The sequence below is a fragment of the Thermomonas brevis genome, from assembly GCF_014395425.1.
Lineage (GTDB): Bacteria > Pseudomonadota > Gammaproteobacteria > Xanthomonadales > Xanthomonadaceae > Thermomonas > Thermomonas brevis.
In genome coordinates this window covers 94,447-119,373 of sequence record NZ_CP060711.1, presented here as the reverse complement: position 1 = coordinate 119,373, position 24,927 = coordinate 94,447, and the positions used below count along the sequence as shown (strand labels likewise).

The following is a 24,927-nucleotide window of genomic DNA, read 5'->3' as shown; positions in this document are numbered from 1 at the left end:
GCTAGGCGTTCGCCAGCCATCGATAGACAAGTTGGCTCTGCACGTAGGCATCGACGTCGAATGGCTCGTCGTGGGCGCCCGCCACGGCGCGTGCAGTCAACGCCTGGGTGTCGACACCCGCTACGAACAGATTCACGATGTCGTTGAACAGCAAATTTCGCTTCTTGCGGTCGGAGATCGCGACGGACAGGCTCTGGTCGATCCCGACGATATAGGGAAACAGTATGCTGGCCTTGATCCGGCCGGTGCGGATCGCCGCGCCGATGACATTGTCGATCGGTTGCTGGTAGCCACCATGCGCCGCCTCGGCGAGGATCGCGCCGATTTTCGCCTGCGCGCCCTTGCGGACCACATACGCCATCATCCCGAAGTCATATAGGCCTCTCGCATCGTTCAGGCCGAACTGTGAAAAAGCTGGTGTATGGATGTCGCCGAGCTGTCTCTTGGCCCGGATCAGTCGTTGCACACGGCTTACCTGCAGAAAGTTCACGCTCATGTTGAGAAAAACCATGTCCCACGTATCGTTGGCCATCAGTCGCTGCGCGATCTGGAAATAGCGCTGAAACTGCGCCGGGAACCAGACGTCATCCTCGAACACCAGCAGATGCCGTTCGGGATCCGCTGTCTCGATGACCCGCTGATGCGACAGGAAGCACCCCAATTCGTTCGGCGAGATCGCGCTGGGTCGGCTGTCGCCTTCCATTGCGGGGAATCGTTTCACTACGCCATTGAGTCCTAATCGTTCAAGCGTGCTTTCCAACGCGTTCTTTCGATCGGCCGAGCGGTCCAGGTTGATGAAGAAGCCCCTGAAATCGCTCATATCCTCCATTTTCAAATCCGCCACGTACGCCCGCAGCAAAGCGGCATCGGCGGAGAACCGTTCGCCCTTGCGCTCTTTCGCCGTCAAGTCGATTAGTTCCATCGCCTCGAAAGGCTTGCCTGCGACGGCAACGAACAGCGAGAAACACAGAACAGCCGAATCGTCGAACTCGGTTGGGATGATTTTGCCGTCCGGGAAAAACGCTGCCGTGAGCAGGGTCAGCGCCATTTTCGCAAGTGCAGGCGGGCAGTTCGCGAACACGGAGATCACGCTCGCGAACTCTCCCCGTTCGCACCCGTCTAACAGCACCGCGATCACGTCGACCAGCATGGCCTGTGTCGATTCGTTCGCTTCGATGACAGGCACTTGCGCCAGTACCGCCAGCACGCGCGGCGTGGCGACGAGGCCTTCCTGCGTCAGCCACGCTCTGGCTTTCTCCAGTTCAGGAGGTTCGGAGGTCGTTGGGCGGACTTCTTTGGGCGGGACCGGGCGGGAGGCTTCCTGCGGTAGGTCACGCAAGCAGGGCAGCGGCGATTTGTTCAATACTTGTTTGGCGTTATGCTTCTGCAATGCGGAAGTGAATTTGCCTGCTTGCGGCGGGTTATCAGGATCGCTGTTGTGATGCGAGTGCGGGTTGCTGGTGGTGTAACGGTAGGTGCTCTCGGGAATGTAGTGATAGCGCCGGGTTTGATCGAGGATGGGATAGGCAATCGCCCAATCGCAGGCCGACATGAACCAGGCGCCGCTCTCATCCTTGAAATAGTTCTCGCCGACATTGGCCAGCAACTCGGCACGAAAAGTGAAGAGGTGGCTGCTCTTCCAGCCTTGATGGCGCGGCGAGCGGCGCGGGTCGAGCGGGCCGCAGTGGCCGACCTTGTTCTGGTCGGTGACGTAGTTGGTCCAGACAACATCCGTGCCGAGCGCGTACTGCTCCGCAACGCGCGCGAGGATGTCGGGGACGATCAGGTGGTCATCGCCATCGAGGATTGCAACGAAGGTGGCGTCCGACGCAAGGGCGCGCAGATGCACATGGGCGTTGCGCGCCTTCCCCCAATGGCTGTCATTGCGGATGAAGCTGTGTCGCCCTGGGAACAGCTCTTCCAGCAATCCGGAGGCGATGTTGCCGGTGGCATCGTCCGAGGCATCGTCAATGAACAGTACATGCAGGTTGTCGTGGGTCTGACTGGCGAGGCTGCGCAGGCTGTCGCTTACATAGCGTTCACAGTTTCTGGCCGTCATGTAGATCAGGGCGCGGGGAGTTGTTGCGGGTTTTGCTGACTCGTACTCGCCGGCGTCTTGCCGGATGCGCCGGATCGCGAAGCTCTGTGATTCAAGCGGCTCGGCGGTCAGATAAACGAGCTCCCAGTTCTCTTTGACGCAGAATTCATGCACCGCCTCGATCACGCCGTAGCGGTAGCCGTTGGCCCAGTTGCCCATGCAGTAATCGTGGCCGGCGATCAAGCCGCCATCCTTGATCTTGGAGGCGAAGCGGCGCAGTTCCCGAGCGGTCGTCTCGTAAGAATGGTCGGTGTCGATGTAGATCCAGTCGAAGCTGGCGTCGGCAAAGTCGTCTGCGGCATCCACCGACATCTTGCGATGCACCTGTACGCGGCCATCGGCGATCTCTGTGCCGAAGCGCTGCTTGACGCTGTCGAACAGGCCGCCGTGGTAGCGCTCGGATCCCCACAGATCGACCAGGTGCAAGCGCGTCGGTTGGGTCAGTTCAAGGATCCGGGCACTGAAGTCGCCACGATCCACGCCGAGTTCGGCCACGGTGCCGCCGCGTGGCAGCTTGGTCAACAGCTGACCACGGTCGAGCAGCAACGCGCAGTTGCGCATGTGCTTTTCGGCCAAGTGAACCTTGGGTTGTTTGTTGACCGCCGCCTCACGCCGTCGGGCCTCATGCTGCCGAACCTGGAGCACTATGGCGTTGCGTTCCGCTTCAGATACGCGCTCTCTTTGTGAGAGCGGCAGGCCCCCGCCCGGCCCTTTCTCGATATGCGCGCGCAGCAAAGCGGCATTGGCGGCGAACCGTTCGCCCTTGCGCTCTTTCACCGTCAAGCCGATCAGATCCAATGCATCGGCAGGCTGGCCTGCGACGGCAACGAACAGCGAAAAACACAGAATCGCCGAATCGTCGAACTCGGCGGGAACGATTTTCCCATCCGGGAAGAACGCCGCCGTGAGCAGGGCCAGCGCCATTTTCGCAAGTGCGGGCGGGCAATCCGCGAACACGGAGATCACGCCGGCCAACTCTCCCCGTTCGCACCCGTCCAGCAGCACCGCGACGACGTCGGCCAACACGGCTTGCGCGGGCTCGTTCGATTCAATGTCGGGCACTTGCGCCAGCACCGCCAGCACGCGCGGCGTGGCAACGATTCCTTCCTGCATCAGCCAAGCTCTGGCTTGCTCCAATTCACCCGGTCCGGAGGGGGGAACATGTTGCATGGAAAGATGGCTCCTTGGTTGGTTATGCCTTTTCGTGCCGCTTTAGACAGGTCTGCGAACAGGCTGGTGTGCGGCCGTTTGGGAGCATAAGACGCGCCGCCAATGCGAGCCAATGATGCCCCCGAAACGCTATGCAACTGCCGTGCCGAATGGAACGCTTTGCCATCCACGCAGCACGCGAGCGAAGCTCTTGGGCTACCGACTTGCTTCATCTCCCCCGCCCCATCATTCTGCCCTCTAGCCGTTTCCCCGGATCGCCGCACACCCATGAACACGCGCTACAACGCTGCCGATCACGAGCGCGCCCGCGAATTGGCCGCCACCATCCGCGAAGCGGTCGAGTACCTGGCGCGAGGTGCGGACCTGCCCGACCTGCGCCGTCTGATCGGCGAGGCGCTGGATGCAGTGAATACGTGCCTTCCCGAGCAGCCCACATTGCATGGCGCAGCCGACAGCTTGCGCGGGCTGTTGGGCGGGCCGCTGCCCGGCGGCTCGGCGCTGGCCGCACTGCAACGCTACGAGCAGGCCCTGGCGGTCGCGCTCGCAACGACAGTCGTCACCGTTCCATCCGAGCCCGCCCCCACACTTCCTGTCTCCAAACTGCTGCACTTGGTGGTGGATGACAAGTTCATCGACATGGCCATTCGCGATTTCGAACAGGCGGATCCTGGGCGTCATGAATGGGTGGTGCTGAACGGGCGTCAGCCCTTCAAGTACATCAAGGATGCACGAGTGCGTTGCGTCGATATGGATGGTTTCGCACAGATCGCGGCCCATGCTGCCGGTGTGGTCTGTCACACCATGGAGCGGCGCCACCTTGCCGCGCTGGCGGTGGTGCCCAACCACTGCTGTGTCACATGGATCGGCTGGGGTTACGACTACTATGGTCTGATCCGCGACGCCTTTCCCGATGGATTGTTGATGCCGCTCACCACGAGGCTCGCCGAGCAACTGGCGACGCGCGGGTTGGTCTCTGCAACGCAGGACTTCGCGCATCCTTACCCGCGTGCAACCATGGAGGAGCAAGCTGCGCTCGCTCGTGTCGATATCTTCAGCCCGGTTTTGCCCTCCGAATTCGACATCGTGCGGCGCTGTGTTCCCGGCTTTCGTGCCCGCTACTTGCGCTGGAACTATGGCAATGCCGAGAACGACCTCAGCTTGCCCGGCGCGACGCTGGATCAGCACGCGCCCAATATCCTCGTGGGCAATAGTGCGACGGCGACCAATAACCACCTCGAATTGTTCGATTATTTGCACGATCACGTGGATCTTGCCGGTCGGCAACTCATCGTGCCGCTGAGCTATGGGGACGGCGCATATCGTGCAGCCATCCTGCAAGATGGTCGGGACAAGTTCGGCGATCGGTTCGTGCCATTGGTGGACTTCATGCCGCGCGAGCGCTATATCGCGCTACTCAGATCTTGCGGTCACGTGATGATGAATCATGTGCGCCAGCAAGCATTTGGCAACCTCATCATCAGTGGGCTGCTGGGTGCGAAACTGCATGTCAACCCAAGCAGCCCGCTGCATCCATGGCTGCACGAGCAGGGTGTTCCGGTCGAGGCGATTGGCGGCGGTGACTTGACGCCGCTATCGGCCACGGCGCGTCGCGCACAGGCCGATGTGTTCATGGGCATGATCGGGCGCGAGTTGCAACTTGCGCGTACGAAGGCGCTGATTGGGGCGGCGACGGGAGCGCGACACAGCGCATAGGCGCTATGCGAACCGAGGTCAGGCCGTCGCAGACTTGAATCGCGCAGGGTTCAGCGACGCGTGATGGCTCGCGCGGGACTGCCGACTACGGTCGTGTGCGGTTCGACGTCGTGGATTACGACCGCACCCATGCCAACAATTGCGCCTTCGCCGATGGTCAATGGTCGGCCACCAGGCACTCCAGGACGGAGCATTGCCCCGGTGCCGATGTAAGCATGGTTCCCGATATGCACGTTGCCGTTGCAACTCACGCGCGGCGCGAATGTCACGTAGTCGCCGATAACGCAATCGTGCGCAACGTACGAATAGATGTTTGCGTGGAAGTGACAGCCGATGCTTGCATTCGAGGTAATCGTCGTGTGCGCGCACAGGATCGCGCCGTGGCCGATCCGGTTGTCGTCATAGATCGTTGCATTGTGTGCGCTCAACGACAGGGCGTGTGCGCCACGCTGCGTGCAGCGCTTCTCTATCGCTTCCCGTGCATGCGAGTCCGCGATTGCGACAGCGAAGCAACGTTCGGAAGCCTGCGCCGCGAAGAAATCGTCTTCGGAAAGCAGCGGGAAGCCGTTGACCTTGGCGTCGTGAGGCTGGGTCTCGACGAATACGATCCGCCAACCCGAACCGAGCTGAGATCGCGCCAGAGGCATAACTTCTCGACCAAAGCCACCCGCACCATACAGCCCGAACAAGCGGTCACTCATGCGCTGCCCCTCATTTTACAACGTGCTCGACGGCGTACTCTGGACGATGGAGGCGATGTGTTCGATGTCCACATCCGTCAGCGACGGAAAGATCGGCAGGCATAGCACCTGGCTGGCCGTAGTATGGGAAACAGGCAGATTCGCCGCGCTGGCTGATGGCAGGCCTCGATACATCGGAAAATCGGAAATCAGCGGGTAGAAGTAGCGCCGCGCGAACACGTTGCGCACCTTCAGTGCCTGATAAACATCGTCGCGCGAGGCCCCAAAGCCCGGTTCGATCAAAATCGGAAAATATGAGTGGTTCCGCTGTGCGTTGGCCGGTATGTCCAGCATGCGCAGTCCTGGCACGTCCGTAAATAGCTGGCGGTAGGTTGACTCGACCTCGCTGCGGCGTGTAATCGCATGATCCACATGCTTGAGCTGCAGCAGTCCGAGTGCCGCGTTGACCTCGCTCATCTTGCCGTTGATGCCGGTCGCGACCACAGTGGTCTCGTTGACGAAACCGAAGTTCTTCAGGTGGTCGATGCGTTGCTTGGTGCGTGCATCCGGCGAAATGATCGCGCCACCCTCAAGGGTATTGAATACCTTGGTCGCGTGGAAGCTCAACACCGATAGATCACCGTGGTTGAGAACGCTGCGCATCACGTCGCCTTCCTGGCGCTGGACGCCAAAGGCATGCGCGGCGTCGTAAATCACCTTCAGATCATAGTCGTCGGCAATGCGACGAATCGCATCGACATCGCATGGTGTGCCGTAGCAGTGAACCGGCATGATCGCCGTCGTCTGCGGTGTGATCGCGGCCTCGATGCGGAGTGGGTCCAGATTCAGTGTCACTGGGTCGATATCCACGAATACCGGCTTTATGCCGTTCCACATCAACGAATGTGCGGTGGCGACAAACGAATAAGGAGTCGTGATTACCTCGCCAGTGACGCGCAGTGCTTGCAATGCGGTGACCAGCGCCAATGTTGCGTTCGTGAATAGCGAGATATACGGCACTCCAAGGTATTCGCACAGTGCCGCTTCCAGCTTCTGGTGGAACGGGCCATTGTTCGTCAATACCCGTGTTTCCCAGATCTCCTGCAAATAAGGAAGAAAATCTTCCAGCGGCGGGAGTTCGGGCCGAGTGACGAAGATGGGAGACTCGCTCATAAGACGATCATTCCGTTATGCGGCTGCTTCAGACACGGGCAATCACTCCCGTTTCGGTCGAACTCATCAGTTTGGCCGCCACCAGCGCCACTTCGTAGGGGCTCAGCAGCGTGCGGGTATCCTCGCCGGCGAAGTTGCTGCGGCGCATTGCGGTGTCGGTGCGGCCGGGCACGATGCAGTTCACCCGGATGCCGTCGTCCATCCACTCGTCGGCCAGCGCCTGGGTCATGTTGACGATGCCGGCCTTGCAGGCGGAATACGCGGAGTATTCGGCGCGCCCGCGGGTGAACGACGACGAAGAGAAGTTCAGCAGCATGCCCTTCGACGCCTTCAGCGCCGCGTGGCTGCACTGCGCCACGTTGAGCGCGCCCAGCAGGTTGACCGACACCTGCTGCGCCACGTCGAGCGGGGACTGGGTGGAAAGCGGCCCCTTGACCAGCACGCCGGCGGCGTTGACCACGTGGTCGATCCCGCCCCACTCCCGCTGCGCTTCCGCGATGGCGGCCGCCACCTGCGCGTGGTCGGCGATGTCGCAGCCGTTGCCGCGCGACAGGCTGCGCACGGTGCCGCCGGCCTCTTCCACGATCTGCGCGATGGCCTTGCCGATGCCCATGCTGCCGCCGAACACCAGTACGCGCCGGCCCTGCATGTCAACGCCGCCCAGGTTGGGCGCGAGCCGCTGCTGGCGGATGCGGAACAGTTCGTCGGCCAGGATCAGGTCCACCGCGTCGGTGATCTTGATGTTCTCGGTGCTGCCCTGGACGATGCGGACCGGGCTCAGCGGATTGCAGGCCAGGTAGATGCCGCAGTCGTCGGTGAACTCGCCCAGCCGTTCCGCGCCAAGCTCCTCGTAACAGCCCAGCAGCGCCTGGAAGCGGAAGCCTTGCGGCGTCTGCCCACGGAACAGGTGGTCGCGCTTGGGGATGCTCTGGATCAGCCCGTCGCGCTCGACGATGATCGTGTCGGCGGTCTTGATCGCCACGTCCACGGCATCGACGTGGCCCAGCGCTTCATCGACGTCGTGCAGGATCTGGTGGTCCAGGAACGGACGCGCGGCGTCGTGCAGGACGACGTTGTCCGGCGCCGAGGCCTTCAGGTGGCGCAGCGCCGCCCAGGCGGATTCCTGCCGCGATGCGCCGCCGACGATCACTTCCGCCGCGGTGTTCCTGAGTAGCTCGCGCACGAACGCCAATGAATCGGCCGGTACCGTCACCACGATCCGCGCGCCGGGCGCGAAGCCGGCGATGCAGGCGTAGCTGTGCTCCAGCACGGTCTTGCCGGCCACGCGGATGAACTGCTTGGGCACGTGCGCGCCCAGCCGGCTGCCGCTGCCGCCGGCCAGCAGCACGTAGGCCGTGGTCCTGCCGGTCATGCCGCGGCCTCCGCCTGCTCCGGCCCGCTGGCAACGGGAGACTGCGGGAAGTCCATGCCCAGTCGGCGCAGGCCCTCCACCAGGTCGGGCTTCATTCCGCAGGGTTCGCCCTGCACCCGCTCAAGCAGCGTCAGTGCGCGCAGAAGCTTGTCCGGCTTGCCTCTCTGGATGGCCATGAGGCAGTTCTGGCGTCCGACGAGTTGGTATACCAGCCCGCCCACGTCCATCGTGGACGGCGATTCGAGGTGCGAGAGGTACCCCGGGTCCGGGGTGCGCCAGCCTGCGCCGAAGTTCTCGGTCAGGTTGCGATCCACATCGTCCGGGACGTAGACCTTGATGCCAAGGAAATCCACCTGCTCGAGGCCGAACGGCGTGAACGCGAACTTCTGCAAATAGCCGAATTGGCTCTGCACGCCGGTGACCAGCTTGTCGCCTTCGGGGTGATACAGAAAGACGTCGATGGTGATGCCGGTGGGAAGGTGCAGCACCACCAGCGCGTACGTCTGCGCGCCGACCATGGTGCGGGTGTTCAGGGCGAACTGGTCGCTCTCGGCAAGCGCCATGACGATGTCGAACTGGCTTTCCCAGTTCATGACGCCGACGTCGATGTCCTTGTCGTGGGCCAGCAGCCGGCCTTCGCGCGCGTAGCCCAGCAAGGTGCCGGAGACGAGGAAAGCCTTGTGGCCGCTGCGGTCAAGCAGGCGTTGCAACGCCACCAGCGCCTCGCCCGCGCTCTCCGGATTGAAGCTGGATGCCTGTTCCTTGAGCCTGTCGTTCTTTTCGTACCAGATCCTGATTTCGTCCGCGTGCTTGGGCTGCGTCGCGGCGGCGCGCAGCAAGCGGTCGATCCATTCGATGCTGCGCGGCAGGTCGCCCAGATGGCAGTACGCCTCGGAGATCAGGATCATCTTGAGCAATTGATGGTCGGGATCGGAGATGAACTCCGCGGCAGCGATGGCCTGCGCGTTCGCGCCTCCGAGCCGGAAATAATTCGCGGCCTTCAACGCCAGCATGGTGCGGGTGTACATCAATCCGCGGTCCGGGAGCCGCTTGCAGATGCGCAGCAGGCTGCGCGCGAGCGGCAGCATGTCGATCCTGGTGTTCAGCATGGAGTCCCGCTCCATGAGCATGCCCGCCAGTTCCAGCCAATCGTCGACGGAGGTGGCCTGCGCCAGCAGGTGCGACGTCATGCATTCCAGCAGTTCGTAATGCCCTTGGTCGACCGCCAGTTCGAAGGCGTCGCGCCAGTCATGCAGTTTCCCCTTGCACTGGCGCAGCGTGGCCAGATCCGGCTTCCTCCCGGAAATGGCGTTCTGCGCCACCCAACGAGCCGGCAGCCGCTTGGGCAGCGCCAGGAATCCCTCGGTAGGCGCCTTTCTGCCCAGCGTGCGGTACACCTCCATCCACATGGCTCGCTGGCCCGGCGCCGGCAGGTTCTCGATGCCCAGCGTGGCCAGGTAGATCACGGTGGGCGCCAGGTTCATTGCGCGTGCGGCCATCAAGGCTTCGTCGCTCAGCAGATCCTGGCTGGAGTGCTCCGCCAGTACGGTTTCCAGTTCCTCGTAGCGTTGCTCGCGGAGCAGGCGATCAATCCGGGGCAAGCGTTCCCAGTCGATGGTCTTGACCCGCATGTGGTTCCCCTTGTCCGAAGTGGATGCATCCGGGCGCGCAGCCTGCCCGCCGCGGCCAGTATGGCTTCGCGATTATCAAGCAAGACGCATGCCGTTCGGGATGCGCCACCGCGCCCGGCCGGGCGCCGGACGGATCCGGCATCCGGGCGGTGGCCGCGCCCGTTCGGGAAACTTTAGGGCATTCACAGGAATTTTTTTATTTCTGCGGCAAGGGTCGCAAAACCGCAACTTCGCCTCCAAGCCGGCTCAAGGCGGTTGGTGCAACGCCGTTACCGAGTCCAGCAGAGGACGGGGCCACCAGAACGGCATCTTCTGCGGTAACCCCGGCAAAAAATCCTCCCCGCCGGACACTACTTCAGGAGCAAGCACCATGGCTAATAGCGTCAATACCAATCTGATGTCGCTGAACACCCAGCGCAACCTGTACGCCAGCAATCTCGGCCTGTCCACCTCGATCCAGCGCCTGTCCTCGGGCCTGCGCGTCAACAGCGCCAAGGACGACGCCGCCGGCCTCGCCATCGCCGAGCGCATGAACGCGCAGATCCGCGGTTCCAACGTCGCCATCCGCAACGCCAACGACGGCATCTCGCTGGCGCAGACCGCCGAAGGCGCGCTGGGCAAGATCGGCGACTCGCTGCAGCGCATGCGCGAGCTGGCCGTCCAGTCCGCCAACGCCACCAACAGCTCGGACGACCGCACCAATCTGCAGGCCGAGTTCAAGCAGTTGCAGGACGAAATCGGCCGCGTGGTCAACGGCACCACCTTCAACAGCACCAAGCTGTTCACCGGTTCCTCCGCGTTCGACTTCCAGGTCGGCGCCGGCACCACCTCGAACGACACCGTCAGCATCGCCCGCAGCAAGCTGTCCGGCGGCACCGCCGGCACCAGCGGCAGCCTGAGCAGCGCGACCGGCACCGACGCCGTGATCGCGACGATCACCGGTTCCGCCTCCGCCATCACCGGCAGCACCGCAGTCGCCGCCAAGGCCGCGATCAAGGACATCGACGTGGCGCTGGACAAGCTGAACGCCGAGCGCGCCACCTACGGTGCGGCCCAGAACCGCTTCGAGTCGGTGATCAGCACGCTGCAGATCTCGGTCGAGAACATCTCCGCCGCCCGCAGCCGCATCATGGACACGGACTTCGCCGCGGAAACGGCCAACCTGACCCGCACGCAGATCCTGACCCAGGCAGGCACCGCGATGCTGGCCCAGGCCAACCAGGCGCCGCAGAACGTGCTCAGCCTGTTGCGTTGATCCTCTGGTTTTCCCCGTCGGGGCGGCCGGTTCGCCGGCCTCCCCGAACGGCTTCAAATTGATGAGCCGTCATGTCCAACATCACGCCCATCAGTGCTTCGCCCAGCGGCGCACTTCCCGCCTCGACGCATGGCGCCGAGGCTTCGCCGCGTCCGGTTTCCGGCGGTCCTTCCGCACCATCCGGCACCTCCCCGCCCGGGATGCGCAGGCAGAACCGCCACCGCCGCCCCAGAAAAGCACCACGCCTAGCGAATTGCAGAAGCAGATCGAGGCGACGCTGGCCGAATCCCGCGTGCAGACCAACCTGAAGTTCCGCGTGGACGAGGATCTGCGCCGCGTGGTGGTGTCGGTGGTCGATTCCGACACCGGCGAAACCATCCTCCAGATTCCCGACGAGGCCGCACTGGCGGTGGCGCGCAGGCTGGCGGATACCGGCACCGGCCTGCTTGACCAGAAAGCCTGAACGGCGCATGGTCCCAAGGCCGCGGCGCGCTCAAGATCGGACGGCGCGCGCCGTTACAGGCATAGCACGAACATTGCATGCGGTTCAGGAATTGACGGGGCGTCGGTAGCTCCGAGGAGGCAAGATGGCCACGCTTACCAGTGCCGGTATCGGCTCCGGGCTCAATGTCGAGAGCATCGTCTCCGGATTGGTCGCGGCAGACCGCAAGCCTGCGGACGATCGCCTGAATGCGCTGGAATCCACCACCAAGGCGCAGATTTCCGCGTTCGGCTCCATCACCTCGGCGATGTCGAGCCTGAGCACCGCGCTGGACAAGTTCAAGGCCGATGGCGGCCTGCCGGGCCGCAAGGCCACGGTCGGCACCGATGCCGGCTTCACCGCCAGCGCTACCTCCAAGGCCACGGTGGGCAACTATTCGGTCACCGTGGAAGCGCTCGCCACCGCCCACAAGCTGCAATCGGCGGCGGTCGCCAGCGCCACCCAGGTGGGCGACGGCACGCTGACTTTCCAGGTCGGCGGCGGCACGGCGTTCAACGTCGTCATCGAGTCCGGCAAGGGCACCCTGGCCAACATCCGCGACGCCATCAACAAGCAGGCCGCCGGCAAGGGCGTGACCGCCACCATCGTGCACGGCGACGACGGCGACGTGCTGACCCTGACCTCCGACAAGACCGGCAGCGCCGGCGCGCTGAGCATCGGCGCCAGCGGCGGCAACGGCGGGCTGTCGGTGCTTGCGACCAGCGGCGGCACCCTGACCCAGCTGTCGGCCGCGCAGGACGCGGTGGTCACCGTGGACGGCATCACCCGCACCTCTTCGTCCAACCACCTCACCGACCTGATCGACGGCGTCACCCTGGACCTGACCAAGGCCAAGCCGGGCACGGGCTTCAGCCTGGACGTGGGCGCCGATCCCGCGTCGCTGAAGGACACGCTGCAGGGCTTCATCACCGCCTACAACGCCGCCATGAACGCGATGCGCAAGCAGAGCGCCGCCGGCGGCGAAAACGCGACGGCCGGCGCGCTGAGCGGCGACGCCACCCCGCGCGCGATCATGGCCTCGATGCGCAACGCGATCAGCAACAGCTATGCCGATTTCGCCAAGCTCGGCCTGAAGACCGCGGTGGACGGGACGCTGAGTCTGGACGGCAGCAAGTTCGACAGCGCCATCGCCACCAACCCCAGCGCGGTCAAGAATTTGCTGGGAGACGACGCCGAGTTCGGCAAGAACATGCGCGGCCTGCTCCAGAACTACATCGGCGACGACGGCATGCTGTCCAACCGCAGCAAGAGCCTGGCCGACCGGCAGAAGTCGATCACCCAGCAGCGCACCGACCTCGACGCCCGCATGGAGCGGCTGGAAAAAGCCTATCGCGCCCGCTTCACCGCCCTCGACACGATGATGGCGCAACTGCAGGGCACTTCCAGCTACATCTCACAGCACCTCGGCACCTCTTCCTAAAGTCCCCCAATCCCACCGACAACCGCCATGAACGCACGCGCTTCTGCCCAGCACTACCGCCAGACCGCCGTCAGCAGCGCGGTGCTGGATGCCAGTCCCCATCGCCTGGTGGCGCTGATGCTGGCCGGCGTGCGCGAGCGCCTGAAGCTGGCGCAGGCCTGCATGGACGTCGGCGACGTGGCGCGCAAGGGACAGGCCATCAGCGAAGCCAGCATGATCATCGGCCAGCTGGACGGTTCGCTCGACCACAAGGCGGGCGGCGACATCGCCGCCGGGCTGGCGTCGCTGTACGACTATTCGCAGCGTCGACTGTTCGAGGGCAACCTGCACAACGACGCGGGGAAGCTGAAGGAAGTCGACCGTCTGTTCGCCGACATCGAGGAAGCGTGGCTGGCGATCGATCCGGAGCGGAGCAAGTGACCGACTACGCCGCCGACGCCCCGCCGCCGCTGCCCGTCGAGGCGCTGCGCAAAGCCTTGGGTCAGACCGATCTGGACGCGGCGCTGGCCCTGCTCGAAGCGCACGACCGCGCGGTCCGCCAGGCGCTGCCGGCGCACGAGGCCTCCCTGCTCGATCCCCGCCAGGTCCAGGCCTGGCGCGGCCTGGCCGAACGCCAGCAGGAGCTGCTGGGCGAACTCGGGGTGCTGCGCGACCAGGTCGCCGACCAGTTGCAGCAGCTCCAGCGCCACCAGCGGGGCGCCAGCGCCTATCTGCAGGCGATGGGATGAACCGCGACGCCGCCGACGCAGTGCTGTTCGGCGAATCCCTGTCTTGCGAGGAAACGCAGCGCGCGGCCTTCGTCGCGCAGCCGGTGGACGACGTGCTGGCGGAAGCGGCCTGCGTGCGCGCCGAAGCCTGCCTGCGCGCGATCGCCACCATCGAGGACACCGGCGGCGAGGAAGACGACGCGCCGCTGTCGCCCGCGCTGCGCCGGATCGAGGCCCGGCTGGAGCTGATGATGACCCTGCTCGGTGCCAAGCTCCGGCAGGATCGCACCGATCCGCTGACGCCGCTACGTTGGTCGGCGCTGGGCGCGCGCATGCCCGTGGCCGCGCCGCATGCCGAGGGCAGCACCGGCCTGTTCCGCATCCAGGCGACCTCGTGGCTGCCGGAACCGCTGGAGCTGCCCGCCACCGTCATCGCCAGCGAGCCGGGATCGGGCGGCAGGGCCGAGCTGTGGCTGCGCTTCGGCCCGCTGACCGAGGCCGCCACGTCGGCGCTGGAGCGCCATCTGTTCCGCCAGCACCGGCGGGCGATCGCCAACCGCCGCGCCCGCGCCGAGGGTGCCTGAGCGCGTCGGGAAAGCGCATTCAGAACCTGCCGTCCGCCCCGCGGTTGGCGTCGAGCGCTGTTCCGGCAGGTGACGGTTTTCCGACTCCGTCGCCCCGAAACCCTGCCATTGCATCGAGTTCACCCTTACACTGCCCTCGAGGCGCAGTTGCGCGGGGGTGGTTCCACCACGCCGGATGACCAGCGAGGGCAGTATCCGCAGGGGGCAGAAATGAAGGCGAGCTTGCAGGCCAAGATGGGGCAGTCGATGACGCTGACCCCGCAGCTGCTGCAATCCATTCGCCTGCTGCAGGTCACTTCGCTGCAGCTCGAACAGGAACTGCAGCAGGTCCTGGAGCGCAATCCCCTGCTGGAGCAGGAGACCGAGGAAGACGAATCCGCCCCACCCAGCGACGCCGACACCGCCGCGCAGGAAACGGCCGCCTGGGACGAACTGCCGGAGCCCATGTTCCTGTCCGGCGGCGGCCACGCCGGCGATGCCGAAGACGACGCCACCGCCCGCATCGCCGCCGGCGAATCCAGCGACCCGCGCCAGCGCCTGTTGCAGCAGCTGCAACTGCGCTGCGACGCCCGCGAGCTGGCGATGGCCGCGTACTGGCTGGATCGCTGCGACGACCGCGGCTATCTGGAGGAGGAACCGCAGGCGCTGGCCCGGCAGGGCGCGGCGCAGTTGGCGGACGCCCTCCCTGACGCCACCTGCGAGACCCTGCTGGACGCGCGCCAGCGCCTGCTGCTGGACGGCGAATGGCCGGGCATGGCCGCCGCCGACCCCGGCGAATGCCTGCTGGCCCAGCTGCGCGCCCTGCCCGCCGGCGATGCGCGCGCCCTGGCGCTGCGGATCGTCGGCGAGCACCTGGACCTGCTGGCCAGCCACGACCACGCCGCGCTGGCGGCCCGGCTGAAATCTTCACCGGACGCCGTGGCCGCCGCGGTGGCGCTGATCCTGTCGCTACAGCCGCATCCGGTGGAACAGCCGCCGGAGCCGGAAACCGCCGCCATCGTGCCCGACGTCATCACCTGGCGCGCCGCCGACGGCTGGCAGGTGCGGCTGAGCGCCCGCAGCGCGCCCCGGCTGCGCCTGTGCGCCTACGCCGAGCAGGCGTCCGGTCACGAGGGCATGCGCGGCCTGCTGGAGGAAGCGCGCTGGCTGCTGCGCAGCCTCGGCATCCGCAACGAGACGCTGCTCAAGACCGCGCGGGTGCTGGTGACGCGCCAGCAGGCCTTTCTGGAGCGCGGCGAGGAGGCCATCGCCCCGCTCACGCTCAAGGAAGTGGCCGAGGAGATCGGCGTCCACGAATCCACCGTGTCGCGCATCACCACCGGCAAGTACATCCAGACCCCGCGCGGCACGCTGGAGCTCAAGCGCCTGTTCGCGGTGCGGCTGGAGGGCGCGGAGGTGTCCGGGACGGCGATCAAGGCGATGGTGCGGCGGTTGATCGAGGACGAGCCGGCGCACGCGCCGCTGGGCGACGAGGTGATCGCTGCCATGCTGGCGCGGCAGGGGATCCGCGTGGCGCGGCGCACGGTGGCGAAGTATCGTGAGCAACTGTCCATCGCGCCCGCCCGGCTGCGCCGGCGCGAGCGCAACCCGCGCACGCGGGGGGCAAGCCGGACGCGCAGGTGCGGATGGGCTGAGCGCGTGGCACAGGGACGGACGAAACAGGGGCGGACGTGATGTACAAGACGATCAAGGTGCTGCTCGTGGACGACCACGAGGGCTTCATCAATGCGGTGCTGCGCCACATGCGCAAGCATCCGTGGATCGAGATCGCCGGCACCGCCGCCAACGGCATCGAGGCGGTGGCCCGGTCCGAGTCGCTGCGCCCGGACGTGGTGCTGATGGACCTGGCGATGCCGGAAATGGGCGGCCTGCAGGCGACCCGCCTGATAAAAGCGCAGGATGCGCCGCCATTTGTCGCCATCGTCAGCCATTTCGACGACAACGAGCATCGCGAGCACGCCCAGCGGGCCGGCAGCGACGCCTTCGTCAGCAAGCTCAACTACATGCAGGAAGTGCTGCCGCTGCTGGAGCGACTGGCCGCGACGGGCGGCGACGACGAGGACGGTGCATGAGCGAATCGCGCATCCTGGTGGTCGACGCCGACGACGCCCGCACCGAGCGGCTGGCGACGCTGCTCGACTTCATGGATTTCACCCCGCGCATCGTCGCCGACGCCGCCGACATCAACCTGGACAAGGCGCGCGCCACCGACTGGGTGGCGGTGATCGCCGGCGACGTGGGCGACCCCGCCGCTTGGGACGCGTTCGCCGACTGGTTGTCCCGCCAGCCGCTGCATCCACCGGTGATCGCCCTGCCCGCGCCCGCCGGCGATGCCGGCTGGCGCGGCCGGCTGCACCCGGAAATGGTGTGGCCGCTGGACTATCCGATCCGCCGCAACCAGCTGCAGGACGTGCTGCGCCGGGCCAGCATCAAGCGCATGGACGACGACGAGCGGCGCGAGATCCCGCAGGTCGGGCCGACCGGCCGTAGCTCGGCAGTGCAGCGGCTGAACCGGATGATCGACCAGGTGGCGCGCTTCGACACCACCGTGCTGATCCTCGGCGAATCCGGCACCGGCAAGGAGGTCGCGGCGCGTGCCATCCACGCGCGCTCGCCACGCAAGGACAAGCCCTTCGTCGCGATCAACTGCGGCGCGATCCCGCCCGATCTGCTGGAAAGCGAGCTGTTCGGCCACGAAAAGGGCGCGTTCACCGGCGCGCTGACTCAGCGCAAGGGCCGCTTCGAGATGGCCGAGGGCGGCACCCTGCTGCTGGACGAGATCGGCGACATGCCGATGGCGATGCAGGTCAAATTGCTGCGGGTGCTGCAGGAGCGCGTGTTCGAGCGCGTCGGCGGCGGCGCGCCGATCACCTGCGACGTGCGGGTGGTGGCGGCGACCCACCGCAATCTGGAAGCGCACATCGCCGACGGCAGGTTCCGCGAGGACTTGTTCTACCGCCTCAACGTCTTCCCCATCGAAATGCCGGCGCTGCGCGAGCGCGGCGACGATCTGCCGGACCTGGTGGCGGCAATCACCCGCCAGCTCGCAGACGCCGGCCGCGGCCGGGTGAGCCTCTCCGAGGACGTGATCGCGGCGCTCCAGCACTACGGCTGGCCGGGCAACGTCCGCGAGCTGAGCAACCTGCTGGAGCGGCTGGCGGTGCTGAGCCCGGACGGCCGGGTCGGCATCGCCGACCTGCCGGCGCGCTACCGGGCGGCCATCCCCGAGGACATGCTGCGGCATGCCGCGCCGCCGCGCGAGGATCAGCTGCCGCCGATGCAGCCGGCCGCGCTGCCGCCCGACCCGAGCGCGCTGTCGCCGCTGGTGTCGCTGCCCGCCGGCGGGCTGGACCTGCGCCAGCACATCGCCGAGATCGAGAACGAGCTGATCCGCCAGGCCCTGCAGCAGAGCGGCGGCGTGGTCGCCCATGCCGCGCCCCTGCTGGGACTGCGCCGCACCACCCTGCTGGAAAAACTGCGCAAGTACGGCATCGGCCGCGGCAGCGCGTCGGACGACGGCGCCGGCGAATCCTGAACGGGCGCGGGCCTCCCCGCCTGACAGCTTCACCTCCCGCGACCCGGAGCGACGGGTTCCCGGCGCTTCCTGCAACGCGACTTCAAGGGTCGAAGCGCGCTTCGGCCAAACCTCAAGCCTGACGCCATTCCGGGCGCCATCCGGCGGGGTCATGGCACATGTCTTGCATCGTGGGCGGCAGGCTTTCCTTTCCCACCGCCCGGATGACCGACGCCATCAGCTCGATCCTCTCCCAGATCCGCGCCCACGAAGCGCGGACGCTCGGGCCGCTGGGCAACCCGGCCGCGGCGGGCGATGCCCGCCCGTCCGGCGCCATCGACGTCGGCGCGCCCGCCCGCTCCAGCTTCCAGCAGACTCTGAGCAACGCCATCGACGGGGTGAGCCAGGCGCAGAACGAGGCCGGCGCGCTGCAGCAGGCGTTCGAGATGGGCGATCCGCGCGCCGACCTGGCGCGGGTGATGGTGGCCATGCAGCAGTCCCAGGTCGCCTTCAAAGCCGCCGTGGAAGTGCGCAACCGCCTCGTCCAGGCCTACCAGGACGTGATGAACATGCCGGTCTGACGGCCGCCCGCCGTTGCTGACCATCGAATGCAGAACCCGGAACCACGCCCCCGACCATGAGCGCCATCGCCCTCCCGAAAACCACCGAAAGCCTGAAGAACCTCGGCCGCCTGCAGGACATCCCGGTGGTCCGCCAGCTGCTGACGCTGGGCACGGTGGCCGCCGCCATCGCGCTGGGCCTGTGGCTGTTCTTCTGGACCCAGAAGCCCGCCTACGTGCCGCTGCCGGACCTGGACGCCAAGACCGCCAGCGAGGCCCGCGACGTGCTGCGTACCGCGCAGGTGCCGTTCAAGATCGATCCGGGCACCGGCATGCTGTCGGTGCCGGAGGACCGCATGGGCGAGGCGCGGATGGCGCTGGCCTCCGGCGGGATCGGCGCGTCCGCCGACCGCGGCTTCGCCACGATGGAAGGCGACCAGGGCTTCGGCACCAGCCAGTTCGTCGAGAACGCGCGCTACCAGCACGCGCTGGAAACCGAGCTGGCCCGCACCATCACCAACCTGCGCCCGGTCCGCGAGGCGCGCGTGCACCTGGCGATGCCCAAGCCGTCCGCCTTCACCCGCCAGAAGGAGCCGGCCAGCGCCTCGGTGGTGCTGCAATTGCAGAGCGGCGCTACGCTGGAACAGGGCCAGGTGGACGCCATCGTGCACCTGGTGTCCTCGTCCATCCCCGGCCTGCCGGCCGGCAACGTGACCGTGGTCGACCAGTTCGGCCGCCTGCTCTCCAACGCCGATCCCGACAGCGACGCCGCCGTCAGCGCCAAGCAGTTCGAGCAGCAGCGCCGCCAGGAAAGCGTGTTCGTGCGCCGCATCCAGGAGCTGCTGGAGCCGATGACCGGCCCCGGCCGCGTGCGCGCCGAGGTCAGCGTGGACATGGACTTCAACCAGACCGAGGAAGCGCGCGAGAAGTACGGCCCCGATCCGGCCATCGTGCGCAGCGAGCAGGTGTCGGAAACCGGCAACCTCGCCGCCGCCGCGCCGCCGCAGGGCGTGCCGGGCAGCGCCAGCAACACGCCGGCCGCCGCGGCGAACGCCGCCAACCCGGCCAACCCGGCCAACGCGCAGCAGCAACCGAACGCGCAGGCCGACGCCAACCGCACCGCCGCGGCCGGCAACGGCTCGCGCAGCGCGGTGCGCAACTACGAGATCGACCGCACCCTGACCCATACCCGCCAGGCGCCGGGCCGCGTGCGCCGGGTGACCGCCGCGGTGCTGGTGGACAACCTGCCCGGCGCGCCGGCCGCGAACGGCAAGCCCGCGGCCGAGCGCGCCCTGAACGCGCAGGAGATCCAGCGCATCCAGTCGCTGGTGCAGCAGGCGATCGGCTTCGACGCGCAGCGCGGCGACGTGGTCACCGTGGTCAATTCCCCGTTCGCGCGGCAGCCGGAAGCCAAGTCCGACCCGCTGCCGATCTGGGAGAATCCGCGCGCCCGCGACCTGCTGCGCACCCTGCTTGGCGGCCTGGCGGTGCTGGCGGTAGTGTGGTTCGTGCTGCGCCCGGCCTTCCGCGCCCTGACCACGCCGAAGGTGGCGATCAAGCACGAAACGCAGGAAATCGAGGTGACGCACATGCAGGACCAGGAGGAACGCGTGCTGACGCCGGCGCTGACCCAGGAGCGTTCGCTGGCGCGCGCCAATTTCGAGGAAAAGGTGCAGGTGGCGCGCGACGCCGTGAACGTCGATTCCAAGCGCGTCGCCGCCGTGGTGCGCGATCTGGTGAACGCCGATGACTGAACAGTACGCCCTCTCCGGCGTGCAGCGCGCGGCCGTGGTGCTGCTGTCGCTGGGCGAACAGCAGGCGGCCGAAGTGCTCAAGCACATGGGCGCCAAGGAAGTGCAGAAGCTGGGCGTGGCGATGACCTCGGTCGGCGGCGTGTCGCGGCAGGAAGTCGAGAAGGTGATCGACGAGTTCGTCAACACGCTCGAACAGCCGAACATCGGCAGCGGCGCCGACGAATACGTGCGCAGCGTGCTGGTGCAGGCGCTGGGCGAGGAACGCGCCAGCAGCCTGATCGACCGCATCCTGCTGGGCCGCAACACCACCGGCCTGGACACGCTGAAGTGGATGGAGCCGCGCGCCATCGCCGACTTGGTGCGCAACGAGCATCCGCAGATCATCGCCATCGTGCTCTCGCACCTGGACGGCGACCAGGCCGCCGAGGCGCTGAAGTTCCTGCCCGAGCGCACCCGCGCCGACGTGCTGATCCGCATCGCCACCCTGGACGGCATCCCGCCGCACGCGCTCAACGAGCTCAACGACGTGATGGCCAAGCAGTTCGCCGGCAACCAGAACCTGAAGTCCTCGACCATCGGCGGCATCCGGGTCGCGGCCAACATCCTCAACTTCATGGACGGCGGCCAGGACGAAGTGATCCTCGGCGCCATCTCCCAGATCGACGAACCGCTGACCGGCCGCATCCGCGACCTGATGTTCGTGTTCGACAACCTGGCCGAGATCGACGACCGCGCGATGCAGACCGTGCTGCGCGAAGTGCCCGCCGACAAGCTGGCGCTGGCGCTGCGCGGCGCCGACGCCAAGGTGCGCGAGAAGATCACCTCCAACATGTCGCAGCGCGCTGCCGAAATGCTGGTCGAAGACATGGAGGCGCGCGGGCCGGTGCGGCTGGCCGAGGTCGAGGCCGCGCAGAAGGAAATCCTCACCATCGTGCGCAAGATGGCCGATGACGGGACCATCCAGCTGGCGGTCAAGGCCGAGGTCTTCGTATGAGCGACGCAGTGCGCTGGGCTGCCCCGGAACTGGCGCCGCCGCCCCCGCCGCCTCCGCCGCAGCCCGAGCGGCACATGCCCAGCGTCGAGGAAGTGCAGGCCATCGAGGAAGCCGCGTACGCGGAGGGCTATGCGCGCGGACACGCCGAGGGCGCCGCCGCCGGGCAGGCCGAAATCCGCCGCATCGCCGCGCAGATGGAAGGCATCCTGGACGCGTTCACCCGCCCGCTGGCGCGGCTGGACGCGGAAGTCGGCGACGCGCTCGGCGACCTGGCCGTGCGCATCGCCGGCGCCCTGCTCGGCCGCAGCTACGCCGCCGAGCCCGAACTGCTGGAAACGCTGGTGCGCGAAGCGCTGGAAATCGCCGGCAGCGACCACCGGCAGGTGGAACTGCGCCTGCATCCGGACGACCTCGCGATGCTCACCCCGCAGCTGCTGACGCTGGAAGGCGTGCGCATGAGCGGCGACGCCACCTTGGCGCGCGGCGACCTGCGCCTGCACGCGGACAGCGTGCGCATCGACGGCAGCCTGTCGGCGCGCCTCAACGCCGCATTGCAGAAGATCGCGGCCGGGGGCGACAGGTGAGCGGGCGAACGTCCCCCTTGCGCTTTGCCGGAAAAAGGCGCTGGATAGGCGCAGGGAACCGTGACGGGCGTCGCGGTTCGGCAGGGGTCACGGCATCCAGCCTTGCGGGAGGAAGCCGATGAGCAACATCGCCGCCGCGCAATGGGACGAGGCTCGCAGCCTGCGGCTGGCGATGCGCCTGCGCGACATGGACGCCTCGCGCATCGACGCGCTGGGCATGGTCCGCGAAGGCGTGCTGCGCCGCGCGGTCGGTCTGACTCTGGAAGCCACTGGTTGCAGCGCCCCGCTGGGCGCGCGGTGCAGCGTGGAAAGCACCGGAGGACGCTGGGTGGACGCTGAGGTGGTCGGCTTCGCCGGCGACCGCACCTTCCTGATGCCCACCTCCGACCTGTCCGGCCTGCTGCCGAACGCGCGCGTCCTCACCGGATCGAGCCGCGGCGAAGTGGCGGTGGGCGAAGGCCTGCTGGGCCGCGTCATCGACAGCGACGGGGTGCCGCTGGACGGCCGCCCGCCGCTGCGCGCGGAGGATTTCGTCGGCCTGGCCGGCGTGCAGATCAACCCGCTGATGCGCGAGCCGATCACCCGTTCGCTGGACGTCGGCGTGCGCGCGATCAACGCGCTGCTGCCGATCGGGCGCGGCCAGCGCATCGGCCTGTTCGCCGGCTCCGGCGTCGGCAAATCGACGCTGCTCGGCATGATGACCCGCTATACCGCCGCCGACGTCATTGTGGTGGGCCTGATCGGCGAGCGTGGCCGCGAAGTGCGCGATTTCGTCGAAAGCACGTTGGGCGCGGAGGGCCTGCGCCGTTCGGTGGTGGTCGCCGCCCCGGCCGACCGGCCGCCGCTGGCGCGCCTGCACGGCGCGCTGCGCGCCACTGCCATCGCCGAGTGGTTCCGGGACCAGGGCTTGCATGTGCTGCTGCTCATGGATTCGCTCACCCGCTTCGCCCATGCCCAGCGCGAAATCGGCCTGTCGGTCGGCGAGCCGCCGACCACGCGCGGCTATCCGCCGTCGGTGTTCGCGCGCCTGCCGGCGCTGGTGGAGCGCGCCGGCAACGGCGCCGACGGGCGCGGCTCGATCACCGCCTTCTACACCGTGCTGACCGAGGGCGACGACCAGCAGGAACCCATCGCCGACGCCGCCCGCGCCATCCTCGACGGCCATATCGTGCTGACCCGCCGGATCGCCGACGCCGGCCTGTATCCGGCCATCGACGTGGAAGTCTCAGTCAGCCGCGTCATGCAGGACATCACCGATCCGGCGTGGCGCGCGCGCATCCGCCGGCTCAAGCAATTGATGGCCGCCTACAACGCCCAGCGCGACCTGATCGCCATCGGCGCCTACCAGCGCGGCAACGATCCGCTGGTGGACGACGCGCTGGCGCTGTGGCCGCAGATCCTGCAGTTCCTCGGCCAGGACGTGGCCGAATCGGCCACCGTCGAAGAAAGCCGCAATGCCCTCGCCCGTCTGCTCGACGGCGAACCGGAGATCGCCCCATGACCCGATCGCAACGCCTCGATCCCCTGCTGCGCGTCACCCAGCAACGCCAGGACGCGGTCGCCAAGCAATTGGCCGAGCGCGACAAGGCGCTGGCCGAGCAGCAGCAGCGCTTCGACATGCTCAAGGAATACGCCGACGCCTACCGCGTCGCGCCCGCCAGCGGCGGCACGCTGGCGCCGGCAATGCTGGCGAACCACGTCGCCTTCCGCGCCAAGCTCGACACCGCCTTGGAACAGCAGGCGCAGGTGGTCGATTCCTCGCGCCAGAACTGCGAGGTGGAACGCGCCCGGCTGATGCTGGCCAGCCGCGACAACAAGGTGCTGGAGCAACTGGCCGCCAGCTACCGCGCCGAGGAATCGCGCGTGGCCGACCGCCGCGAGCAGCGCGAGCTGGACGACCTGGGCGCGCGCCGCGTGCGCAGCGCGCAGGAAGGGAGCGAGCCATGATGGGCAATCCGGGCAGCCTGCCGCTGCCGACCGCGCCGGCTGCCGGTCCGGCGGCGGCCACCGGCGTTGCAGCGGCGACGGCGGCGCGTCCGGCCCAGGCCGGCCTGGCGACGGAAGCGGGCGCGCCGGCGGACACAGAGGTCGATGCCGGCCTGCTGTTCGATCTGCTGCTGGGTGCGCCGGCGGACGCGGCGAAAACCGTGGCGTCGGTGCTGGCCGGCGCGGGCGGCGGCAAGGCCAAGTCGGTGACGGCGGCAGGCGAAGCCGTCGCGGATGCCGTCGATCCGCTGGCGGTGGTGCTGGCGCAGATGCCGCAGCTACAGACGGCGCCGCAGCCGCAGGCCGCGGCCTCTGCCGCGAATGCGGCTGCACCTGTCGTTTCCGCCGAAGGAGCGCCCTCGGCCCTGCCCTTGCAGCAGGCGATGGCCGCCGCTGCCGCGGCGCAGCCCGCGCCCGCCGTCGGCGTCGAAAACGCGCAGCCGGCCGCACCCGCCGCAGCGGCGTCCGGTCTTCCCCTTGCCGCCACCGAATCCGATCGCGATGCCGCGCCGGTCGCGCGGTTCGTCCTGCCGCAGGCGGACGCCGCCAAGCCGGCCGCGCCGACTCTCGCGCCGGCGTTCGCCCTTGCCGCCGACGATGGCGCGCAGGCGCTGCCGCGCGGCGCGAGCGACGCGGCCGTCTCCCCTGTCTTCGCGCCGCTGCAGGCGGTGCAGGCCGCATCGGCGCCGCAGCCTGCGACCGCCGCGCCCGTCGCCGCGCAGCCGCCGATCCTGCAACAGCCGGCCGATCCCGCCGCCGGCTACGACGACCGCTTCGGCAGCCACGTTGCCCTGCTCGCCGGGCAGCGCATCGGCCAGGCCGAAATCCGGGTCGTGCCCGAGCACCTCGGCGCGATCGACATCCGCCTGCACCTGGACGGCAGCGACGTGCGCGCCGAGTTCCACAGCGCGCAGCCCGAAGTCCGGCAGGCGCTGGAGGCCAGCCTGCCGCGCCTGCGCGAAATGCTCGGGCAGCACGGCCTGCAGCTGTCCCACGCCGGCGTCGGCCAGGGCCAGACCCAGAAGGACCAGGGGCAGCAGGGCGACGGCGCTTCGCACCGCAGCGGCGACGGCCTGGCCGCGTCGTCGGCCTCGGAACCGGGCAGCCCGCTGCCGCCGGATTTCCGTCGCGCCCGCGGATTGCTCGACGTCTACGCCTGATCGTCAATAGCGCGCCTGCCGGTGCGCGGCCCCGGTAGGCGCCCCGCCGACGGCGCATCGACGCGGCCCG

General features: G+C 67.5%; 22 protein-coding genes. 17 read left to right on the top strand and 5 right to left on the bottom strand.

From position 1 onward, the window contains the following. Position 1: 1 nt before the first annotated feature. Positions 2-3,211: a glycosyltransferase gene (locus H9L17_RS00520; protein ID WP_187570478.1), complete on the bottom strand. Its 3,210-nt coding sequence runs from the start codon at positions 3,209-3,211 to the stop codon at positions 2-4. Positions 3,212-3,535: 324 nt separating this feature from the next. Here H9L17_RS00520 and H9L17_RS00515 point away from each other — a divergent pair, with 324 nt between their 5' ends. After that, the gene (locus tag H9L17_RS00515) at positions 3,536-4,981 is read left to right on the top strand and encodes a TDP-N-acetylfucosamine:lipid II N-acetylfucosaminyltransferase family protein (RefSeq protein WP_187570477.1); all 1,446 of its coding nucleotides are present in this window, start codon (positions 3,536-3,538) and stop codon (positions 4,979-4,981) included. Positions 4,982-5,031: 50 nt separating this feature from the next. On the opposite strand, the gene H9L17_RS00510 is transcribed toward H9L17_RS00515, so the two are convergent. From H9L17_RS00510 to H9L17_RS00495, 4 genes are read right to left on the bottom strand one after another with little or no spacing between them, the layout of a single operon-like run. Beyond that, complete coding sequence (locus tag H9L17_RS00510; RefSeq protein WP_187570476.1) at positions 5,032-5,682, bottom strand: acetyltransferase; 651 nt, start codon at positions 5,680-5,682, stop codon at positions 5,032-5,034. A gap of 15 nt (positions 5,683-5,697) precedes the next feature. Continuing rightward, positions 5,698-6,834, bottom strand: coding sequence for a DegT/DnrJ/EryC1/StrS family aminotransferase (locus H9L17_RS00505; protein ID WP_187570475.1), 1,137 nt, complete (start codon positions 6,832-6,834; stop codon positions 5,698-5,700). Positions 6,835-6,862: 28 nt separating this feature from the next. Next, entirely contained in the window at positions 6,863-8,206 is a 1,344-nt protein-coding gene (locus H9L17_RS00500; RefSeq protein ID WP_187570474.1) for a bifunctional cytidylyltransferase/SDR family oxidoreductase, read from the bottom strand. Next, positions 8,203-9,837, bottom strand: coding sequence for a hypothetical protein (locus H9L17_RS00495; RefSeq protein ID WP_187570473.1), 1,635 nt, complete (start codon positions 9,835-9,837; stop codon positions 8,203-8,205). Before H9L17_RS00495 ends, H9L17_RS00500 begins: the two co-directional genes overlap by 4 nt. A 370-nt stretch (positions 9,838-10,207) precedes the next feature. Between H9L17_RS00495 and H9L17_RS00490 the strand changes: the two genes are divergently transcribed. The 16 genes from H9L17_RS00490 to H9L17_RS00415 all read left to right on the top strand — a co-directional run bounded on the left by H9L17_RS00490 (position 10,208) and on the right by H9L17_RS00415 (position 24,857). After that, on the top strand, positions 10,208-11,092 hold the full coding sequence (locus tag H9L17_RS00490; protein WP_187570472.1) for a flagellin N-terminal helical domain-containing protein: 885 nt from the start codon (positions 10,208-10,210) through the stop codon (positions 11,090-11,092). Between the two features lie 253 nt (positions 11,093-11,345). Then, positions 11,346-11,555: a flagellar protein FlaG gene (locus H9L17_RS15960; protein WP_246455119.1), complete on the top strand. Its 210-nt coding sequence runs from the start codon at positions 11,346-11,348 to the stop codon at positions 11,553-11,555. A 124-nt stretch (positions 11,556-11,679) separates the two neighbouring features. Continuing rightward, on the top strand, positions 11,680-13,014 hold the full coding sequence (gene fliD, locus H9L17_RS00480; protein ID WP_187570470.1) for a flagellar filament capping protein FliD: 1,335 nt from the start codon (positions 11,680-11,682) through the stop codon (positions 13,012-13,014). Between the two features lie 27 nt (positions 13,015-13,041). Then, positions 13,042-13,434 carry a flagellar export chaperone FliS gene (fliS, locus tag H9L17_RS00475; RefSeq protein ID WP_187570469.1) on the top strand — a complete coding sequence of 131 codons (393 nt, stop codon included), beginning with the start codon at positions 13,042-13,044 and terminating at the stop codon, positions 13,432-13,434. Continuing rightward, positions 13,401-13,742: a hypothetical protein gene (locus H9L17_RS00470; protein ID WP_187570468.1), complete on the top strand. Its 342-nt coding sequence runs from the start codon at positions 13,401-13,403 to the stop codon at positions 13,740-13,742. The genes fliS and H9L17_RS00470 overlap by 34 nt, the downstream gene beginning before the upstream one ends. Beyond that, positions 13,739-14,305, top strand: a complete 567-nt coding sequence (locus H9L17_RS00465; RefSeq protein ID WP_187570467.1) for a PilZ domain-containing protein — start codon at positions 13,739-13,741, stop codon at positions 14,303-14,305. Before H9L17_RS00470 ends, H9L17_RS00465 begins: the two co-directional genes overlap by 4 nt. A 210-nt stretch (positions 14,306-14,515) precedes the next feature. Further along, on the top strand, positions 14,516-15,979 hold the full coding sequence (rpoN, locus tag H9L17_RS00460) for an RNA polymerase factor sigma-54 (protein WP_187570466.1): 1,464 nt from the start codon (positions 14,516-14,518) through the stop codon (positions 15,977-15,979). After that, positions 15,979-16,377 (top strand): response regulator, encoded by a 399-nt coding sequence (locus H9L17_RS00455; RefSeq protein ID WP_187570465.1) that lies wholly within the window; start codon positions 15,979-15,981, stop codon positions 16,375-16,377. The genes rpoN and H9L17_RS00455 overlap by 1 nt, the downstream gene beginning before the upstream one ends. Further along, positions 16,374-17,840 (top strand): sigma-54 dependent transcriptional regulator, encoded by a 1,467-nt coding sequence (locus H9L17_RS00450; protein WP_187570464.1) that lies wholly within the window; start codon positions 16,374-16,376, stop codon positions 17,838-17,840. The genes H9L17_RS00455 and H9L17_RS00450 overlap by 4 nt, the downstream gene beginning before the upstream one ends. A gap of 203 nt (positions 17,841-18,043) precedes the next feature. Beyond that, on the top strand, positions 18,044-18,400 hold the full coding sequence (fliE, locus tag H9L17_RS00445) for a flagellar hook-basal body complex protein FliE (protein WP_187570463.1): 357 nt from the start codon (positions 18,044-18,046) through the stop codon (positions 18,398-18,400). 56 nt (positions 18,401-18,456) lie between these two features. Beyond that, positions 18,457-20,133, top strand: coding sequence for a flagellar basal-body MS-ring/collar protein FliF (fliF, locus tag H9L17_RS00440; RefSeq protein ID WP_187570462.1), 1,677 nt, complete (start codon positions 18,457-18,459; stop codon positions 20,131-20,133). Continuing rightward, positions 20,126-21,127, top strand: a complete 1,002-nt coding sequence (gene fliG / locus H9L17_RS00435; protein WP_187570461.1) for a flagellar motor switch protein FliG — start codon at positions 20,126-20,128, stop codon at positions 21,125-21,127. Before fliF ends, fliG begins: the two co-directional genes overlap by 8 nt. Next, positions 21,124-21,711 (top strand): FliH/SctL family protein, encoded by a 588-nt coding sequence (locus tag H9L17_RS00430; protein WP_187570460.1) that lies wholly within the window; start codon positions 21,124-21,126, stop codon positions 21,709-21,711. The genes fliG and H9L17_RS00430 overlap by 4 nt, the downstream gene beginning before the upstream one ends. A gap of 118 nt (positions 21,712-21,829) precedes the next feature. Then, a complete protein-coding gene (gene fliI, locus H9L17_RS00425) occupies positions 21,830-23,212 on the top strand; it encodes a flagellar protein export ATPase FliI (protein WP_187570459.1) in 1,383 nt (460 codons plus the stop codon). Beyond that, positions 23,209-23,658, top strand: coding sequence for a flagellar export protein FliJ (fliJ, locus tag H9L17_RS00420; RefSeq protein WP_187570458.1), 450 nt, complete (start codon positions 23,209-23,211; stop codon positions 23,656-23,658). Before fliI ends, fliJ begins: the two co-directional genes overlap by 4 nt. Next, entirely contained in the window at positions 23,655-24,857 is a 1,203-nt protein-coding gene (locus tag H9L17_RS00415; protein WP_187570457.1) for a flagellar hook-length control protein FliK, read from the top strand. The genes fliJ and H9L17_RS00415 overlap by 4 nt, the downstream gene beginning before the upstream one ends. Positions 24,858-24,927 lie beyond the last annotated feature (70 nt).

Bases quoted from the DNA above. Each gene is read 5' to 3' on its own strand.
- fliD (WP_187570470.1), top strand. From the start codon at position 11,680: ATGGCCACGCTTACCAGTGCCGGTATCGGCTCCGGGCTCAATGTCGAG.
- H9L17_RS00515 (WP_187570477.1), top strand. From the start codon at position 3,536: ATGAACACGCGCTACAACGCTGCCGATCACGAGCGCGCCCGCGAATTG.
- fliI (WP_187570459.1), top strand. From the start codon at position 21,830: ATGAGCAACATCGCCGCCGCGCAATGGGACGAGGCTCGCAGCCTGCGG.
- H9L17_RS00500 (WP_187570474.1), bottom strand. From the start codon at position 8,206: ATGACCGGCAGGACCACGGCCTACGTGCTGCTGGCCGGCGGCAGCGGC.
- fliE (WP_187570463.1), top strand. From the start codon at position 18,044: ATGACCGACGCCATCAGCTCGATCCTCTCCCAGATCCGCGCCCACGAA.
- rpoN (WP_187570466.1), top strand. From the start codon at position 14,516: ATGAAGGCGAGCTTGCAGGCCAAGATGGGGCAGTCGATGACGCTGACC.
- H9L17_RS00455 (WP_187570465.1), top strand. From the start codon at position 15,979: ATGTACAAGACGATCAAGGTGCTGCTCGTGGACGACCACGAGGGCTTC.
- fliG (WP_187570461.1), top strand. From the start codon at position 20,126: ATGACTGAACAGTACGCCCTCTCCGGCGTGCAGCGCGCGGCCGTGGTG.
- H9L17_RS00450 (WP_187570464.1), top strand. From the start codon at position 16,374: ATGAGCGAATCGCGCATCCTGGTGGTCGACGCCGACGACGCCCGCACC.
- H9L17_RS00465 (WP_187570467.1), top strand. From the start codon at position 13,739: ATGAACCGCGACGCCGCCGACGCAGTGCTGTTCGGCGAATCCCTGTCT.
- H9L17_RS00495 (WP_187570473.1), bottom strand. From the start codon at position 9,837: ATGCGGGTCAAGACCATCGACTGGGAACGCTTGCCCCGGATTGATCGC.
- H9L17_RS00520 (WP_187570478.1), bottom strand. From the start codon at position 3,211: ATGCAGGAAGGAATCGTTGCCACGCCGCGCGTGCTGGCGGTGCTGGCG.
- H9L17_RS00415 (WP_187570457.1), top strand. From the start codon at position 23,655: ATGATGGGCAATCCGGGCAGCCTGCCGCTGCCGACCGCGCCGGCTGCC.
- H9L17_RS00490 (WP_187570472.1), top strand. From the start codon at position 10,208: ATGGCTAATAGCGTCAATACCAATCTGATGTCGCTGAACACCCAGCGC.
- H9L17_RS00510 (WP_187570476.1), bottom strand. From the start codon at position 5,682: ATGAGTGACCGCTTGTTCGGGCTGTATGGTGCGGGTGGCTTTGGTCGA.
- H9L17_RS00505 (WP_187570475.1), bottom strand. From the start codon at position 6,834: ATGAGCGAGTCTCCCATCTTCGTCACTCGGCCCGAACTCCCGCCGCTG.
- H9L17_RS00430 (WP_187570460.1), top strand. From the start codon at position 21,124: ATGAGCGACGCAGTGCGCTGGGCTGCCCCGGAACTGGCGCCGCCGCCC.
- fliF (WP_187570462.1), top strand. From the start codon at position 18,457: ATGAGCGCCATCGCCCTCCCGAAAACCACCGAAAGCCTGAAGAACCTC.
- fliJ (WP_187570458.1), top strand. From the start codon at position 23,209: ATGACCCGATCGCAACGCCTCGATCCCCTGCTGCGCGTCACCCAGCAA.
- fliS (WP_187570469.1), top strand. From the start codon at position 13,042: ATGAACGCACGCGCTTCTGCCCAGCACTACCGCCAGACCGCCGTCAGC.